Genomic DNA, 16,665 nt, shown 5'->3' on the forward strand with positions numbered 1-16,665 from the left:
GGCTTTAAGACGTCCAAAAGCCGATTAAAGTATTTAATGCTCACGACCATGCACCCTAAAGGCGCGCTGGCGTCTTTCACTAGGAGTCCCCCTATGTTTAACAAAGCCAAGAATGCCCCTCCTGAAACCAAGGCCGCGACGCTAGTATCCCCAGACACGCGCTCATCAGCAGTGCCAGGCACTCCGCCCAACAGCGCACGAGCAAGCCTCTCCGTTATCGGGGGGCATACACAAGTGGAGGGAGACATTAATAGCGATGAGGATTTGACGGTAGAAGGGCGTGTAAGTGGCATTATCACTTGTAAGCAGCATACCGTTACCTTGGGTGCTAATGGTTATATCAATGGTGATGTATTTGCTCACACGCTGCATATATCAGGCGAAGTAACAGGCAACTTGGTGGCACACCACCGCGCAACGATTCATAAAGGTGCCCAGGTCTCAGGCACTATTGTTGCTCCCTGCTTGGTACTAGAAGATGGCAGCGTTTTCCACGGCAGCATCGATATGGATCCTGACAACGAAGTACTGAAAAACGCTTTTGCCGATGCTACCGCTAGCATGACTAAAGCCTCGCCAAAACCAACCGTTGAGAAGCGCCCAGCCACGAGCGCGAACGCCGCGGAGCACGATACAACAGAAGCAAAAGCGAACGATTAAGACGCTGCCAGCAGCATCAATGGCGCTGAGCGCACACCGGGCAAGCGGGATCGCGGGGTACTTGAAAATGCCGCCACTGTCCGCTTAAGCCATCAAAGGTGGAGAGCCCCTGATGGGCAGAACCAGCGCCACTAAGCAGTTTGAAGGCTTCTACCGCCTGAAAGCAGCCGATTAAGCCTACCAGTGGCGCCATCACCCCACTCTCTGCACAGCTAAGCGCTTCGTCTCCGCTATCATCGGGTGGATAGAGGCATGCGTAGCAGGGGCAAGTTACGTCGCGGGGATCAAATACCGCCAGTTGGCCTGAAAAGCGTATGGCCGCCCCCGACACCAGCGGCACACCGGCCTTTTGTGAGGCGGTATTCACCGCATAGCGACTTGAGAAACGATCAGTACAGTCCAGCACCACATCCGCCGTAGCGACTAAGCGCTCAAGCGGCTCCCTAACCACATGCTGATCCAATGCCACCACTTGGCAGTGAGGATTGAGTGCCTGCATACTGGCCTGGGCAGAGTGCGCTTTATTTAATCCAATACTGGCGTGCTGGTGGGCAATTTGACGTTGAAGATTGGAAAGTTCGACGTGATCGGCATCAGCGATGGTGATGCGCCCGACCCCAGCGGCGGCCAAATAGAGCGCGGCCGGGGAGCCCAACCCTCCTGCACCAATAATCACCACATGGGCAGATTGCAGGCGCTCCTGGCCCTCGATATCCACCTCTGGCAACATGATCTGGCGGCTATAGCGCAGCAGCGCCTGGTCATCCATCATCAGTTTACTTATCCTCAAATTCCTCGTAGGCGGGAATGTGTAAATTGAAACTCTCTTTCACCTCTTCCATCACCACGTAGCTTTTCGACTCTTTCACGCCCGGCAGCGTTAACACCACATCGCCCAATAGCTGGCGGTAGGCGGCCATTTCGGGAATGCGGCACTTTAAGATGTAGTCGAACTGCCCAGAGACAAGATGGCACTCCTGTATCTGCGGCAACTTCTCGACAGCACGGCGAAACTCATCAAAGACCGCGGGAGACTGCGTTTCCAAGCTGATCTCGACAAACACTAATAAATTGGCTTTTAAAGCCCGCGGATCAAGAATGGCTTGATAACCACGAATAATACCCGCTTTTTCCAAACGCTTAACGCGTTCGAGGCAAGGGGTTGTGGATAAGCCCACTTCAGAGGCTAAATCGACGTAAGAAATACGCGCATTCTCCTGCAAACAGCGCAGGATTTTAAGGTCGATACGGTCCAGCGTTCTATTTTTTGGTTTCATGGCAGGATCCAATACTGATGAATCAGGCAGTTATTTAAAGGTGCCCCAGAGTAACCCGTTCGTGCCCTCCCAGGTCACGAATACTTTCAACGCTTTGATAGCCAGCGCTTTTAAGCGCCCTGCGCACCTTATCAGCCTGGCTGTAGCCGTGCTCAAGCAGCAACCAGCCTGACGCGGTTAAGTAGTGCGGCGCAGAGTGCACCAGATGCAGCAGATCGGCCATGCCTTCGGCAGCGGCAACCAGCGCTGAGCGAGGTTCAAAACGCACATCACCTGCACTTAAATGGGGGTCATCGGCGGCAATATAAGGCGGGTTACTAACGATAATATCGAAACGTTTATCTGCCTCTTCAAACGTTTCCAGCGCGCCGAACCAATTGCTCTGTAAAAACCGGGCATTGTTTATCGCCAGCGCTTGGGCATTACGGGTCGCCAATGCCACCGCCTCAGAGCGCAGATCCACACCCAATACCTGCCAGTCGGGCTGCTCGCTGGCAAACGCCAGGGCAATGGCGCCCGTGCCCGTACCAAGATCGAGCATGCGGCCTGTGGGCTGGGTCACACAGCCTAGCGCTAGCTCTACCAGGGTTTCGGTATCGGGCCGGGGTATCAGAGTGTCAGGAGACGTCGCTAGGCGCAGCCCCCAAAATTCGCGTTCGCCGGTGAGGTAGGCAACCGGCGTACCTTGAGCACGTGCAGCCACTAGCGCATCAAAACGGGCCTGTTCCCACAGGGAGCATGTTTTATCGCCCCAGGTGTAGAGCCAAGTGCGGTCACGCCCAAGCACGTGACATAACAACACTTCAGCATCAATACGTGGCGAACTGGAACCCGCTCTCTGCAAGCGCTGGGCGGCCTGTTTAAGCAGCGCATCAAGGGACATCAGACGTCCTGAAGGGCTGAGAGTTGCTCTGCCTGATACTCATGAATCAGCGGGCTAATCACATCATCCAACTGCTCACCGCTAACCACTTCATTGAGTTTATAAAGCGTCAAATTAATACGGTGATCGGTAATCCGCCCCTGGGGGAAATTATAGGTGCGAATGCGCTCACTACGATCTCCGGAGCCGACTAGCGAACGGCGTGCATCTGCCTGCGTCTGACGCTGGCTATCGACGGCGTTACGCTTTAACTTAGCGGCCAACAGCGACATCGCTTTAGCACGGTTTTTATGCTGACTGCGCTCTTCCTGACACTCCACGACTACACCGGTGGGCAGGTGGGTAATGCGGATTGCGGAGTCGGTGGTGTTAACGTGCTGACCGCCAGCCCCGCTGGAACGGTAAGTATCCACGCGCAGATCCGACGGATTGATATCGATATCGCCCACGTCATCCACTTCAGGCATGACCGCAACGGTGCAGGCAGAAGTGTGAATGCGGCCCTGAGATTCCGTCGCCGGTACTCGCTGCACACGGTGAGCGCCGGATTCAAATTTTAGCTGAGCGTATACACCCTCGCCTTTCACCCGTGAAATAATCTCTTTGTAGCCGCCCTGCTCCCCGTGGCTGGCGCTCACCACCTCGACCCGCCAACCACGCTTTTCCGCATAGCGTGAGTACATGCGAAACAGATCACCGGCAAAAATAGCCGCCTCATCACCGCCGGTACCGGCACGCACTTCCAGAAACACCCCGCGGCCATCGTCAGGGTCTTTCGGCACTAGTAGACGCTTCAATTCAAGATCCAGCTCGGCCAACCGCTCCCGTCCTTCGCTTAGCTCCATCTCTGCCAACTCGCGCATGTCAGCGTCACTATCACGGCTGAGCTGCTCGGCTTCATCCATATTGGCTTCAATATCACGATAGCGCTGCCAAGCCGCCACCAGCTCCTCTAGCTCGGCATATTCACGTGAGTAGTCGCGAAAGCGTTGCTGATTGTTGATCACGTCGGGATCCGATAGCAGCATCGCCAGCTCTTCAAAGCGTTCGGTAAAGCTGTCTAAGCGTTGGCGTAACGTCTCTTTCATGCGGGCGTATCATCCTTCTGGCGGTTAACCGTGGGCGCAGGCGTAGTCTCGAATGCTGGTTTTATGGGCAACAGCAGCCGTGGAGCGGCATTCAGCAAGTCGTGCTGCTCTTCGGAGGCTGCATCCCGTATCGCCTGGGTGGGCTGATGGAGCAAACGGTTGGTCAGTTGGTGGGCCAAGCGCTCAATGACCTTAGCAGGGTCTTCACCCCGCGCCAGCCGTTCCAGGGCTTGGTCACGGGAAAGATCGCGCAGCGCTTCGCCATGCTGGCGGTAGTCGCGGATCAGTTCGCCGCCATTACGAATACGCCGCTCGTGCTGCCAGCTCCCCACCCCATGTTCAATCAGCGACTCGGCCTGATCAGCAGCTACCTGACGGTGACGACGATTTTCCTGGATTACCTCCTCCAAATCGTCCACGGTATAGAGAAACACATCTGCCAATTCGCCTACTTCGGGCTCAATATCCCGAGGCACCGCGATATCGACCATAAATACCGGACGATGGCGGCGCTTTTTAAGTGCGCGCTCCACCATGCCTTTGCCAAGTATGGGTAATGGAGAGGCGGTGGAAGAGATCACAATATCGGCGTGCTCAAGGGCGTCAGGAATCTCTTGCAGGGTAATCGCCGTTCCCTCTAAGGGGCCTGCCACCAGCTCAGCTCGCTCACGAGTTCGATTGGCGACGGTGAGCTGGCGAACGCCCGCTTCGTGCAAATGGCGAGCAACCAGTTCGATGGTTTCACCGGCGCCAATTAGCAGCGCCCGTGAACGGCTAAAATCATCAAAAATGCGGCTGGCCATACTGACCGCAGCGTAGGCCACTGACACAGGGTTTTTACCGATGCCTGTTTCGGTACGCACTTGTTTGGCCACCGCAAAGGTATGTTGGAACAGGCGTTCAAGCTCGCCGCCCAACCCTTTGGATTGGCGCGCCTGCTGATAGGCATCCTTCAACTGACCCAGTATTTGCGGCTCGCCCAGCACCATAGAATCCAGGCCAACCGCTACGCGCATTAAATGGCGCGCTGCATCGTTGTCCAAATAGTGGTAGGCACAGCGCGTCAGCTCGTCGACGCGTAAGTTATGAAAGCGTCCGAGCCAATTGAGTACCGCCTGTTCGCCAGCCGCATCCGTGACGCAGTAAAGCTCCGTGCGGTTGCAGGTAGAGAGCACCGCCGCTTCACTAACTTGTGGCAGGTTGCGCAACTCAGCCAACGCCGTTTCAAGCTGCGTTGGCGTAAAGGCCACCTGCTCACGCACGGCCACGCTGGCGGTACGATGATTTATTCCCAGGGCAAGAAGCGTCATGCGTTATGCGTCTTCGCTAGTGTGTCGGACTTTTTGTCAGCCGCCATTAAAATAAGCAGCTGCACCATCAGTTAGGGCTTGCTAAAACAAGTCTTTTGCATGGTTCAAGCACTGCCTACAATAATCTGTCATCAGTAGGCATAAAGTTTGCTGACCACGTTTTCAAGGAGGAACATTCTATCACAGCAGGCTATCATCTGGCCCACACCACTTTGCCGCAGGCAGGCAAGCCGCTATGCTGGGCATTCGGCCACTTAATCGAGAGACGCATGCGACCTCGCTTTTCATTATCGGGCCCTGTATTAATGGGCTCTACCAGTTCCGGCTTCTCATTAGTGAGCGCTATGTTACGGCATACAATACTACTACCCGTGGCTGCCTCTGCGGCTCTACTACTGAGTGGCTGCCAATCAACGCCTGGCCCACAGGATGGCCCTCTCGGCACCTGGGGCGACGATCCGATGCACAATGCGCCGCCGATCACTCGTGGGCTTGATGCTAATGGGCTCAGCACGCTACTCGGCGCCGAGCTTGCTGGCCAGCGCGGCGACTATCGTTACGCAAGCCAGGGCTACCTTGAAGCGGCTAAGCGCTACCGCGAGCCAGCGCTTGCTGAACGTGCCACCTTTGCGGCGCGCTTTGGCAATGAAGCCGCATTAATAGAGGCTTCTGCACTGCGCTGGCGAGAGCTTGACCCTCAGGCAGAAGCGCCTAATCGTCTACTGGCGGCCTTCTCATTACAGCGTGGCGATTGGTTAGACAGCCTCGAACAGCGCCTGGATATCGTTGAAGCGGGCGGCCACGGCGATATCACCGCCTTTGCCGAGATTGCCGTGGCAGAGGAAGAGGCACCATTGAGGTTAATTGCCCAGCAACTGCAGGCGCATTTAGCCCGCCCTGATGCTGACCAGTTGCCGCACCATAGCGATGTACTGCTGGGCACGGCTTTGATCGAAGCTACCCTTGGCGACACCGCACCGGCTCAGCGACGGCTTGAACAAGTCGAAGTGCTCGACCCAGAATCCGCTGCATTATGGTTAGTGAAAGCACGCTTGGCACTGGAAGTTGAGGACTACCCCACTGCTCAGCGCGCTGCCCAGCAGGGCCTGGAGCTCGCGCCTGACGATGTACGTTTTATCTTACTGCTGGCCCAGGCGGAAATTCGCCTTAACAATATTAGTGCCGCTGAAGTTCAAACCGATGCACTACTCGCAAGCCACGGCGGCAATCAGGATCTGCGCTTGTCGCTAGCCCAACTCTATTTGGAAGAGGGGCACCCTGAACCCGCGCAACGATTGTTGCAGCCGCTTATCGGCCAGCCAGAGGTGCCGGATTTAGCTTATTACCTACTTGGCGCCCTCACTCAAGAGCAAGGCGATACCGATAATGCGCTACTTTATTACCGCCAAGTTAGCGAAGGCAGTGAATTTTTACCTGCTCGCGCGGCGGCAGCGCAGATGCTGATTGAGGAGGATCGTCTGCTGGATGCTCGTGCCTTCCTGCGTATTGAGCGAATGCGCTTCGATAACTACTTTTCTGAGCTGGTGATGCTTGAAGTCCAGCTGCTGGACGAGATAAATCAGCCTGCGGACGCCGATGCGCTATTAGACCGCGAGATTAGCCGTACGCCTGATGATGCATCGCTCCTTTATATGCGTGCTATGCGGCGCTGGGAAGCAGGCAATATTTCGGGCATGGAGCAGGATTTACGTCAGATACTGCGCAGCGACCCAAACAATGCCGAAGCGCTCAATGCCCTTGGCTACACCCTGGCTGACCTTAACTTGCCTGGGCGTTTACAAGAAGCATTTGAACTGATTGAACGCGCCTACGAGGCCGACCCGAACAACCCTGCCGTACTCGACAGCATGGGCTGGGTCTACTTCCGTCTTGGGCAGCCTGAAGAAGCGTTACCCTGGCTTGAAAGTGCCTACACCCAGCTACCTGATCAGGAAGTTGCCGCACATTTAGCAGAAGTACTAAAAGCGTTGGGGCGCGAGGAAGAGGCACGCCGACTGGTTCAGCAAATCATGCAGCGAACAAACCGGCATCCGCTGATTGACGAGCTGCTTGAGCGCTATCCAGAGCTAAGCCCTTAAATAAGCCCCGACCTAACGCCGCCAGAGGCACCCTAACCCTGCGAACCCCTAATGCGGCGCATCAATCATGTTACTCTTGCGCCGTACTCATCTGACATGGAGCCTGTTTATGTTGACACTGACGTCCCCTTCACCCTGCTGGCCATTAACACGCCACGCTTCGCGCCTCTGGCTTGCCGGCTTCACGCTACTCTTACTCGCCGGGTGCGCCTCCCAGGCGCCTATGGATGAGAGTGGCCGTCAGGCAGGCCAATGGGAGCGCCAGCAAGCCGAGGTAGAGGCATTCGATACCTGGACACTGGTCGGCAAAGCCGGATTGCGCACACCAGACGAGAATGTCAGCGCCAACCTGGATTGGAACCAAACCCCTTACTATTTCCGCATGCTGATTAGCGGGCCATTTGGCGGCGGGCGCAATGTGCTTGAGGGCCGCGAAGGGCGTTTCTCGCTCTCCAATAGCGACGGTCGTTTTGAAGCAGAGACCCCAGAAGCCTTAATGGAAGAGCAGTTGGGCTGGTCGCTACCCGTCACCGCCATGCCTAACTGGGTACGCGGACTGCCCGGCGATCCAGATAGTGACAACGCCAGCAGCTATCAGCTAGAAACCGACGAACTGGGCTTCCCAAGCCACCTTGAACAGGACGGCTGGGAAATTGACTACCGCGACTGGGAGCAGGTCAACGACTTATGGCTCCCCCGTCGCATGGTCATGCATTACGACGACGTGCGCATTACGCTGGTCGTTAATCAGTGGCAAGCCAGCGAGTAAAGGTAGCCTTTTACATGAACGCGCCGTTAACGCTCCCGGCTCCGGCCAAGTTGAACCGCATGCTGCATATTGTGGGCCGTCGTGATGACGGTTATCACGCGCTGCAAACGCTTTTTCAATTTATCGATCTATGCGATCAGCTTACGCTTACTCCCCGCAGTGACGGGGAGATCCACTTGACCAGTGAGGTAAGCGGCGTTAGCCACGATGACAATTTGGTCGTGCGCGCAGCACGCTTATTGCAAACCCATAGCGGCACACCATTGGGGGCTACGCTTAAGATTGAAAAGCAACTACCTTTGGGCGGCGGCCTCGGGGGCGGCAGCTCCAACGCAGCCACCACGTTAGTGGGGCTTAACCACCTTTGGCAACTCAACCTACCGCTGGGAGAACTAGCCCGCCTGGGGCTTCAGCTTGGGGCTGATGTCCCTGTCTTTGTCCACGGCCATAGCGCCTGGGCCGAAGGGGTTGGCGAGCTGCTTACCCCAGTAACGCTTGATACGCCATGGTTCGTGATTATTCACCCCGGTATTAATGTGTCTACGCCGGGCGTCTTCCAAGACCCGCAATTGACACGTGACAGCCACCCCATTACTATGGCGCGCGCACTGCAGGGGGGAGCGCCGGAGTGGCGCAACGACTGTGAAGCCGTGGTAAAGGAACGCTATCCGCCAATTGCGGAAGCCTTTCACTGGCTAGCACAGCACGCACCCAGCCGGTTGACCGGCACGGGCGCTTGTTTGTTTGCTACTTTTAAAACACAGCAAACAGCACAGGCAACCGCGCAATTAGCGGAACAATACTGGCCGACATGGGTTGCACGCGGACTCAACACCTCTCCTCTACATGCTGCACTGGGCTTTTAGTAAGAGCCCGCTCTGGGCAGTTGAAAGCGCCTGGATAACTGAGGGCCATTGTTGGGGTATCGCCAAGTGGTAAGGCACCGGTTTTTGGTATCGGCATTCCCAGGTTCGAATCCTGGTACCCCAGCCAATTTAATTTTCACATATGGCCTAAGCATGATCTGCGTTTTCTCCCCTGATCCCCAACACTGCAAAGGTGGCTGCGCGTGTCAAAATTGATGGTTTTCGCCGGGAATGCCAATCCCGCACTCGCTCAAAAAATTGCCGAGAGCTTAGACAGCCGTATGGGTAACGCTACGGTGGGTCAATTCAGCGACGGCGAAATCGCAGTCGAGATCAATGAGAACGTGCGCGGTAAGGATGTTTTCATCCTGCAATCCACCTGTGCACCGACAAATGACAATTTGATGGAGTTGATTCTGATGGTCGACGCCCTGCGTCGCGCCTCGGCAACTCGCATCACAGCGGTACTGCCTTACTTTGGCTATGCCCGCCAGGATCGCCGCGTGCGCTCCGCACGGGTGCCGATTTCCGCTAAGGTAGTGGCGGATATGATGGTTAAAGCGGGCGTTGACCGTGTGATGACCATGGATCTACACGCTGACCAGATCCAAGGCTTCTTTGATGTTCCTGTCGACAACGTCTACGGCTCGCCCATTCTGCTGGATGATATCGAACGTCAGAATTACAGCGACCTCGTCGTCGTTTCCCCTGACGTAGGTGGCGTTGTTCGCGCTCGAGCCATCGCGAAACAGCTGAATGCCGATCTTGCCATTATCGATAAGCGTCGCCCCCAGGCCAACCAGGCCCAGGTGATGCACATCATTGGCGAGATTGAAGGCCGCACCTGTGTCGTGGTCGACGACATGATCGATACCGCCGGCACGCTGTGCAAAGCCGGTGAAGCGCTAAAAGATCACGGCGCCAAGCGTGTAGTAGCCTATGCGACTCACCCGATCCTGTCCGGCCCAGCGGTCGACAACATTACCAACTCCGTACTGGATGAAGTGGTGGTGACCGACACCATCCCGCTATCTGACGTTGCTCGTCGTAGCGGCAAAATTCGCCAGTTGAGCGTTGCAGGCCTGATCGCGGAAGCGATTCGTCGGGTCAGCAACGAAGAATCTGTCAGCGCGATGTTCCACTAACGCCTGACGATACAGCCCCCTTTTGGGGCCACGGAAACGCTGTCGTCTGGTCGCGGTCGGCAGCGTATTCCTTACTTTAACTAAGAGGCAATTCCATGTCTGATTTTATCCTGAAAGCCAGCGTTCGTAACGACCTGGGGAAAGGTGCGAGCCGCCGCCTGCGTCGTGCGAACCAGCAAGTGCCGGCCGTTGTATACGGTGGCGAGAAAGGCGCGCAGTCTATCTCCGTAGAAAAAACCGCTTTCTACAAAGCGATTGAAGACGAGTCTTTCTTCTCCTCGGTCATCAAGCTGATGATCGAAGGCAAAGAAGAGCAAGTGGTTGTTCGTGACCTGCAGCGTCACCCTTTCAAGCCGCTGCTGACCCACGCCGACTTCCTGCGCGTTGATGCCACTCACGAAATCACCATCAACGTGCCGCTGCACGTGACGGGCGAAGAGAAGTGTGTCGGCATTAAAGACCAAGGCGGCGAACTGCACGTACTGGCCAACGAAGTTGCCATCAGCTGCTTGCCGAAAGACCTGCCTGACTTTATCGAAGTCGACATCTCTGCCGTTGAGCTGGGCACTACCCTGCACCTGTCTGATCTTACCCTGCCGGCCGGCGTTACTTCGGTTGACCTGTCCCACGGTGAAGAGCACGACAATGCGGTACTTAGCATCACTAAAGTAAAAGTACGTGCTGAAGCCGAAGAAGACGGTGAAAGCGAAGGCGAAGAAGACTCCAGCGCCGAGTAAGTACCCTGTTAAGCATCCTATCGGGGCCATGCCTGCGTGGCCCTCGTGATGCTGACATGATGTTAGAATCAAGCGCCTCGGCGCTTGATTTTTTTTAGGCCCGCCGCTGGCGCGGCGTCAACCATGTTTTCTGGATTGTTTTGGTTTTCTGGATAGTGTTGGTCTTCTGGATACATTGATGAGGTGGGAAGATGAGCCAGGTAACAGCCATTATTGGATTAGGCAACCCCGGGGCAGAGTATGAAGCCACACGCCATAACGCTGGCTTCTGGCTGGTCGACGCTATTGCCCAAAGCGCCCATGCAGAGCTACGCCCGGAAAAAAAGTTTTTCGGCCACTACGCCAAGGTGCGCCTAGGCGATCATGAGCTGCACCTGCTAAACCCCGCCACTTTTATGAATCGCAGTGGTGCCGCGGTAGCGGCCTTAAGCCAGTTTTTCAAACTCGCCCCTGAAAACCTACTGGTCGCCCATGATGAACTCGACCTCCCCCCCGGCCAGGCACGCTACAAAACCGACGGTGGGCATGGGGGTCACAATGGCCTGCGCGATATAATTAGCGCCTTAGGTGGCCAGAAACAGTTTCACCGAGTACGGATTGGCATTGGCCACCCCGGCGAGGCACGTCAGGTTACTAATTATGTGCTGGGGCGCCCCGGGAAAACCGAACAGGAAGCCATCGTTCGCGCCCTGGATGAGTGCATCACTACCCTACCGTTAGCGCTCGCGGGTGACTGGGCCAAAGCCATGAACCAGCTACATAGCTTTAAGCCAGAATAGACGTCGCCAAAAGCTGGCGAGTCACGCCGGTAGCTGACGGCCAGCGCATCTCGTAGAATGGCGGTTACTTTTACGCCCTACCACTTTATTCTCAGGAACATTTTATGGGTTTCAATTGCGGCATCGTCGGCCTGCCTAACGTCGGCAAGTCCACACTCTTCAATGCACTGACCAAGTCAGGCATCGATGCAGAGAACTTCCCCTTCTGCACCATTGAGCCGAACGTGGGTATCGTGCCGATGCCGGATCCACGACTTGATAAGCTCGCCGAAATCGTCAAGCCGCAAAAAGTATTGCCCACGACCATGGAGTTCGTCGATATTGCAGGCTTAGTCGCCGGGGCCTCCAAAGGCGAAGGTTTGGGCAATAAATTCCTGGCCAATATTCGTGAAACCCAAGCGATAGCCCATGTGGTTCGCTGCTTCGATAACGACAACGTTATCCACGTAGCCAACCAGGTCGACCCCCGCGCCGATATTGAAACAATCAATTTAGAGTTGGCACTGGCCGATCTGGACACCGTCGAAAAAGCCAGCCAGCGCCTGGTTCGCTCGGTGAAGGGCGGCGACAAAGATGCCATTGCTACCAAGGCAATTCTTGACCGTATACAGCCCCACGTGGCGGAAGGCATGCCGCTACGCAGCTTTGGCTTAAGCGAAGAAGAGCAGCGCCAGGTTAAGAGCTTCGGCTTTTTGACCCTGAAGCCGACCATGTACATCGCCAACGTCAATGAAGACGGTTTCGAGAACAATCCCTACCTGGATATCGTGAACGAAATCGCCGCTGAGGAAGGCGCACTGGTGGTCCCTGTTTGCAACCAGCTGGAGGCAGAAATCGCCGAGCTGGATGACGAAGAGCGTTCGATGTTCTTAAGCGAGATGGGCATGGATGAGCCAGGCCTTGATCGCGTGATTCGCGCGGGTTATTCACTGCTAGGCCTGCACACCTACTTCACGGCCGGTGTTAAAGAAGTGCGCGCCTGGACAGTGAAAGAGGGCGCAACAGCCCCTGAAGCCGCTGGCGTGATTCACACCGACTTTCAAAAAGGCTTTATCCGCGCCGAAGTGGTCGCCTATGAGGACTTCGTATCGCTAGGCGGCGAACAGGCAGCCAAAGACGCCGGGAAGTGGCGCCTGGAGGGCAAAGAGTACATTGTCAAAGATGGCGATGTAGTGCACTTCCGTTTTAATGTGTAATCAGCAGCCAGTAAACTTACGACAATAAAAGATTGACGAAAGACGGGGTTGTCAGTATCATTCGCCCCCGTTGAAAGGCTACGTAGCTCAGCTGGTTAGAGCACATCACTCATAATGATGGGGTCCCCTGTTCAAATCAGGGCGTAGCCACCAAACGACGTAATCAAAATACAGAAAAGCCCGCTGATCCTGTCAGCGGGCTTTTTGTATATGCGGCACATGCACGATAGAGAAATCAGCTAATCTCTTCGCGATTCAAGAATCCCACCAACGCACGGGTCAGATACTCGACATCCTTAGTGCCCGCGGTTTCACGAATCGAATGCATCGCCCATTGAGGCACCCCTACATCAATAGTGGGCACACCTAGCTCGGTAGCGGTAATCGGCCCAATGGTGCTTCCGCAGCCCATATCCGCTCGGGTGACAAACGACTGGACTGGCACATCCGCGTCACGACACACATCGCGAAATAGCGCGCCGGTAACACTATTGGTCGCGTAACGCTGGCTCGCATTCACTTTGATCACCGGGCCTCCGTTGATCGCCGGGCCATGACGCTCATCGTGCTTATCGCGAAAGTTAGGGTGGAGCGCATGGGCGTTATCGCAAGAGATCATCAACGACGATTGAATAAGCTGAATCAGCGACTCCTCACTCCCCCGCTCACTTTTGTTGCCACCGACTTGAGCATTGATACGCTTAAGCACATCGGCCAAGAAAGGGCCCTGAGCGCCGCAAGCGCTAGCACTGCCGACCTCCTCGTGATCATTAGCCACCAGCAGCGCGCCCTGGCGGCCATCGCAAGCCAGCAGCGCTTCTAACCCTATAAAACAGGAGAGCAGATTATCCAGCCGGGCACTCGCTACCAGCTCTTGCTTCACGCCCACCAGGGAGGGTGGCTGAACGTCGTAAAAACCTAATTCGAAATCAACTATTTCCACAGCACGCAGCCCATGCTGCTCTTCCACCCACTGCGCCAACAGCTGCTCCAAAGTGGCAGAGTCGCTCTGCATTAGCACCGGCGCCATCTGCGTCTGCGGATTGATCTGACGGCCAGCATTGACATCACGATCCAGGTGAATCGCCAAGCTTGGCACCATGGCAATCGCCCTGTCGATATTGAGCAACACACTGTCCAAGCGACCATCGGCATGGCGCACATACACCCGCCCCGCCAACCCAAGATCACGATCAAACCAAGGCGCCAACAAAACGCCGCCGTATACCTGCACGCCCATCTGTAGCCAACCAGCAGAGCACTGAGTAGCGTTGGGCTTTAGGTGCAGGCCCGGACTATCAGTGTGAGCCCCCACCATCCGCAGCGCTGTTAATGCAGACTCAGGCAATTGAAATGCAATAATAGAGGAGTCATTACGGGTCACGTAGTAGCGCTTACCCGGTGTTAGCTGCCAATTGGCCTTCTCTTCCAGTCGCTGAAAACCGGCTTGCTCGAATCGCACGGCCATATTGGCCGCGGCGTGCCACGGGGTCGGTGATTGGCGTAGAAAATCGCATAACCGCGTCAAACGATCAGCGTTGAAAGTCTCGGACATGGAAATCCTCATAACAGTAATGATTGAGTCTCATCGCGCAGGTGACCTGCTACAATACTCCCTCGACCTACGCAACTCATGGGTCAAATGCGAGTCTAGGGAAGAATGAGTGTACACAAATCCGGGAGAGCTTGACTGATGAGCTTGTTTGCAACGCTTTCGCGTTCGGTCGCCCTGGCTGTCATGCTGGTTGTTACCAGCCCAGCCGCCTTCGCGCAACTTGAACCGACCGACGAACAACGCCAGGCGGCAGTGGAAATTGCGGACTCGCTCCGCTACGGCCACTATGCTGATATAAATTTTGACGAAGCGTGGTCTAGAGATGCATTCCAGCGCTACCTGGACATTCTCGACGGCCAGCGCGCCTACCTGTTGCGCAGCGACATTGAGCCCTATCGCCACTTAGAGACGGGCATGGCAGATGCCCTCTTCAATGGCGAACTGGATGATGCATTTGGTCTCTACAACGCTTTTAGCGAGCGCCAGCGTGCACGCCTTGAGTCGCTGCTTGCGCAACTCGATGAAGGCCTTGATTTCGATTTCGACAGCAATGAACGCCTGGAAATTGATCGTGAAGACACCCCCTGGGCATCCCGGCAAAGCGAGCTTGACGAGCTGTGGCGTAAACGGCTTAAAAACGATGCTTTAACACTCGCTCTGACCGACCAGGATAGCGAGCAGATTGAAGACAACCTACGCCAGCGGTATGAAGGCCAATTAACGCGGCTGGAGCAAACCGAATCAGAAGACGTGTTTGGCGTTTTGATGGCAGCCGTAACCAGCAGTATCGATCCACATACTGGCTACCTCTCCCCCCGCCAGGGCGAATCTTTCGATATTCAGATGAGCCTTTCCCTTGAAGGCATTGGCGCCCTGCTTCAATCAGACGGCGAGTATGTCAAAGTCTCCAGCCTTGTGCCTGGTGGACCTGCCGAGCGCGCAGGCGTGCTTGAGCCAGCGGATCGCATCATCGCTGTAGGCCAGGAAGAGGGTGAGATGGTCAATGTGGTCGGCATGCGCCTGGACAACGTGGTGGATCTGATTCGCGGCCCCAAAGGCTCTATCGTTCGCCTGGATGTGGTACCTGCCCAAGCAGTCGATATGACCCGCTCTCAAACCGTTCAGATCACCCGGGACACCGTTAGCCTTGAAGATCAAGCCGCCCACGGCGAAGTGATTGAGGTACAGCGCGACGGCGAACCTCACCGTCTTGGTGTGATTAACATCCCTACTTTCTACGTCGACTTTGACGCTTGGCAAGCAGGCGAAGAGGAGTATCGCAGCACTACCCGCGACGTTGCCAAAGAAGTCGAGCGGCTTAAAGAAGAGGGCGTAGAGGGGATCGTGCTTGACCTACGCAACAACGGCGGCGGCGCACTGCAGGAAGCCAACTCGCTTATTGGCCTGTTTATTGACCGCGGCCCCACCGTACAAGTGCGCGACGCACAGGGGCGTATTCAGTTGTATGGCGATAGCGAAGCAGGCACGCTCTATGACGGCCCGCTAGGCGTACTGGTAAATCGCCTCTCCGCTTCCGCTTCAGAGATTTTCGCCGGTGCAATTCAAGACTACGGTCGTGGTTTAGTGCTAGGCACCCCAACGTTCGGCAAAGGCACCGTGCAAACACTTAACGAGCTTAGCCATGGGCAGATTAAGCTAACCCGCGCCAAGTTCTATCGCATTTCCGGCGATAGCACTCAGAACCGTGGCGTTGAGCCGGATATCGACTTCCCCAGCCTGATTGACCCCGAGCGTATCGGCGAAAGCAGCCTGGACAACGCCCTCGCCTGGGACACCGTTCAGAACGTGCAGTATCGCCGCTATGGCGAGCCTGAAACAATGCTGGACAAGCTGATAGCCCAACACGATGCACGCGCCCAGGACAACGCCAACTTCCGCTATCTAGAGCGTCAGTCCACACTAGCGCGCCAGTTACGCGAGCAGCACACCAGCGTGAGCTTAAATCGCGAACAGCGTAAGCGCGAAATGGAAGCCCAGGAAGCCGAACAGCTCTCGCTAGAGAACCAACGCCGCCGCGCGCTGGGCCTTGAAGAGCTGGATGAGTGGATGGACGCACGGGCAGATGCCACAGAGGGGGTAACGGAAGAAACGGGTGACACCGAGACCTCGCAAAACGGCGAAAACGAAGAGGATGAAGCGCTTGCCGTTGATCGTGCCTATGTACTCGAATCGGCTGAAATTCTGCTCGATTACGCCCACTTGCAAGAGTCTCAGCGCCTAGCCGCAAAGCGGTAATGGCTTTCCACTAAACAGTACGCTGAGCTCAAACCGCCGCTCCTT

The 16,665-nt window shown here is 55.9% G+C and carries 15 protein-coding genes and 2 tRNA genes; 11 read left to right on the forward strand and 6 right to left on the reverse strand.

Annotated elements, in window-relative coordinates; genetic code table 11:
- Positions 1-93 precede the first annotated feature (93 nt).
- Positions 94-660, forward strand: a complete 567-nt coding sequence (locus ACFIOZ_RS14990) for a bactofilin family protein (protein ID WP_386079241.1) — start codon at positions 94-96, stop codon at positions 658-660.
- A 16-nt stretch (positions 661-676) separates the two neighbouring features.
- On the opposite strand, the gene ACFIOZ_RS14995 is transcribed toward ACFIOZ_RS14990, so the two are convergent.
- The 5 genes from ACFIOZ_RS14995 to hemA are packed head-to-tail and all read right to left on the reverse strand — an operon-like array spanning position 677 to position 5,218.
- A complete protein-coding gene (locus tag ACFIOZ_RS14995; protein WP_386079243.1) occupies positions 677-1,432 on the reverse strand; it encodes a HesA/MoeB/ThiF family protein in 756 nt (251 codons plus the stop codon).
- Positions 1,433-1,436: 4 nt separating this feature from the next.
- Complete coding sequence (locus tag ACFIOZ_RS15000) at positions 1,437-1,937, reverse strand: Lrp/AsnC ligand binding domain-containing protein (protein ID WP_035584519.1); 501 nt, start codon at positions 1,935-1,937, stop codon at positions 1,437-1,439.
- Positions 1,938-1,971: 34 nt separating this feature from the next.
- Positions 1,972-2,820, reverse strand: a complete 849-nt coding sequence (gene prmC / locus ACFIOZ_RS15005; RefSeq protein WP_386079246.1) for a peptide chain release factor N(5)-glutamine methyltransferase — start codon at positions 2,818-2,820, stop codon at positions 1,972-1,974.
- Positions 2,820-3,908 carry a peptide chain release factor 1 gene (gene prfA, locus ACFIOZ_RS15010; RefSeq protein WP_386079248.1) on the reverse strand — a complete coding sequence of 363 codons (1,089 nt, stop codon included), beginning with the start codon at positions 3,906-3,908 and terminating at the stop codon, positions 2,820-2,822. The genes prmC and prfA overlap by 1 nt, the downstream gene beginning before the upstream one ends.
- Positions 3,905-5,218 carry a glutamyl-tRNA reductase gene (gene hemA / locus ACFIOZ_RS15015; RefSeq protein ID WP_386079251.1) on the reverse strand — a complete coding sequence of 438 codons (1,314 nt, stop codon included), beginning with the start codon at positions 5,216-5,218 and terminating at the stop codon, positions 3,905-3,907. The genes prfA and hemA overlap by 4 nt, the downstream gene beginning before the upstream one ends.
- A 344-nt stretch (positions 5,219-5,562) precedes the next feature.
- Between hemA and ACFIOZ_RS15020 the strand changes: the two genes are divergently transcribed.
- From ACFIOZ_RS15020 to ACFIOZ_RS15060, 9 genes are all read left to right on the forward strand, one after another.
- Complete coding sequence (locus ACFIOZ_RS15020) at positions 5,563-7,317, forward strand: tetratricopeptide repeat protein (RefSeq protein WP_386079254.1); 1,755 nt, start codon at positions 5,563-5,565, stop codon at positions 7,315-7,317.
- A 109-nt stretch (positions 7,318-7,426) separates the two neighbouring features.
- A complete protein-coding gene (gene lolB / locus ACFIOZ_RS15025; RefSeq protein WP_386079256.1) occupies positions 7,427-8,086 on the forward strand; it encodes a lipoprotein insertase outer membrane protein LolB in 660 nt (219 codons plus the stop codon).
- 14 nt (positions 8,087-8,100) lie between these two features.
- The gene (gene ispE / locus ACFIOZ_RS15030) at positions 8,101-8,952 is read left to right on the forward strand and encodes a 4-(cytidine 5'-diphospho)-2-C-methyl-D-erythritol kinase (RefSeq protein ID WP_386079259.1); all 852 of its coding nucleotides are present in this window, start codon (positions 8,101-8,103) and stop codon (positions 8,950-8,952) included.
- Positions 8,953-9,004: 52 nt separating this feature from the next.
- Positions 9,005-9,079, forward strand: a tRNA-Gln gene (locus ACFIOZ_RS15035).
- A gap of 76 nt (positions 9,080-9,155) precedes the next feature.
- A complete protein-coding gene (locus ACFIOZ_RS15040; protein ID WP_009287569.1) occupies positions 9,156-10,097 on the forward strand; it encodes a ribose-phosphate pyrophosphokinase in 942 nt (313 codons plus the stop codon).
- A 95-nt stretch (positions 10,098-10,192) separates the two neighbouring features.
- Positions 10,193-10,834, forward strand: a complete 642-nt coding sequence (locus tag ACFIOZ_RS15045) for a 50S ribosomal protein L25/general stress protein Ctc (RefSeq protein WP_386079262.1) — start codon at positions 10,193-10,195, stop codon at positions 10,832-10,834.
- A 191-nt stretch (positions 10,835-11,025) separates the two neighbouring features.
- Positions 11,026-11,613, forward strand: coding sequence for an aminoacyl-tRNA hydrolase (pth, locus tag ACFIOZ_RS15050; protein ID WP_386079264.1), 588 nt, complete (start codon positions 11,026-11,028; stop codon positions 11,611-11,613).
- Positions 11,614-11,717: 104 nt separating this feature from the next.
- Positions 11,718-12,809: a redox-regulated ATPase YchF gene (gene ychF / locus ACFIOZ_RS15055; RefSeq protein WP_386079267.1), complete on the forward strand. Its 1,092-nt coding sequence runs from the start codon at positions 11,718-11,720 to the stop codon at positions 12,807-12,809.
- 76 nt (positions 12,810-12,885) lie between these two features.
- A tRNA-Met gene (locus ACFIOZ_RS15060) sits at positions 12,886-12,962 on the forward strand.
- Positions 12,963-13,044: 82 nt separating this feature from the next.
- Here the strand turns inward: ACFIOZ_RS15060 and ACFIOZ_RS15065 are convergent.
- Positions 13,045-14,364, reverse strand: a complete 1,320-nt coding sequence (locus tag ACFIOZ_RS15065; protein WP_386079269.1) for a M18 family aminopeptidase — start codon at positions 14,362-14,364, stop codon at positions 13,045-13,047.
- A 138-nt stretch (positions 14,365-14,502) separates the two neighbouring features.
- Between ACFIOZ_RS15065 and ACFIOZ_RS15070 the strand changes: the two genes are divergently transcribed.
- The gene (locus ACFIOZ_RS15070; RefSeq protein ID WP_386079272.1) at positions 14,503-16,620 is read left to right on the forward strand and encodes a carboxy terminal-processing peptidase; all 2,118 of its coding nucleotides are present in this window, start codon (positions 14,503-14,505) and stop codon (positions 16,618-16,620) included.
- Positions 16,621-16,665: the final 45 nt, after the last annotated feature.

This window comes from Vreelandella sp. F11, assembly GCF_042466685.1.
Lineage (GTDB): Bacteria > Pseudomonadota > Gammaproteobacteria > Pseudomonadales > Halomonadaceae > Vreelandella.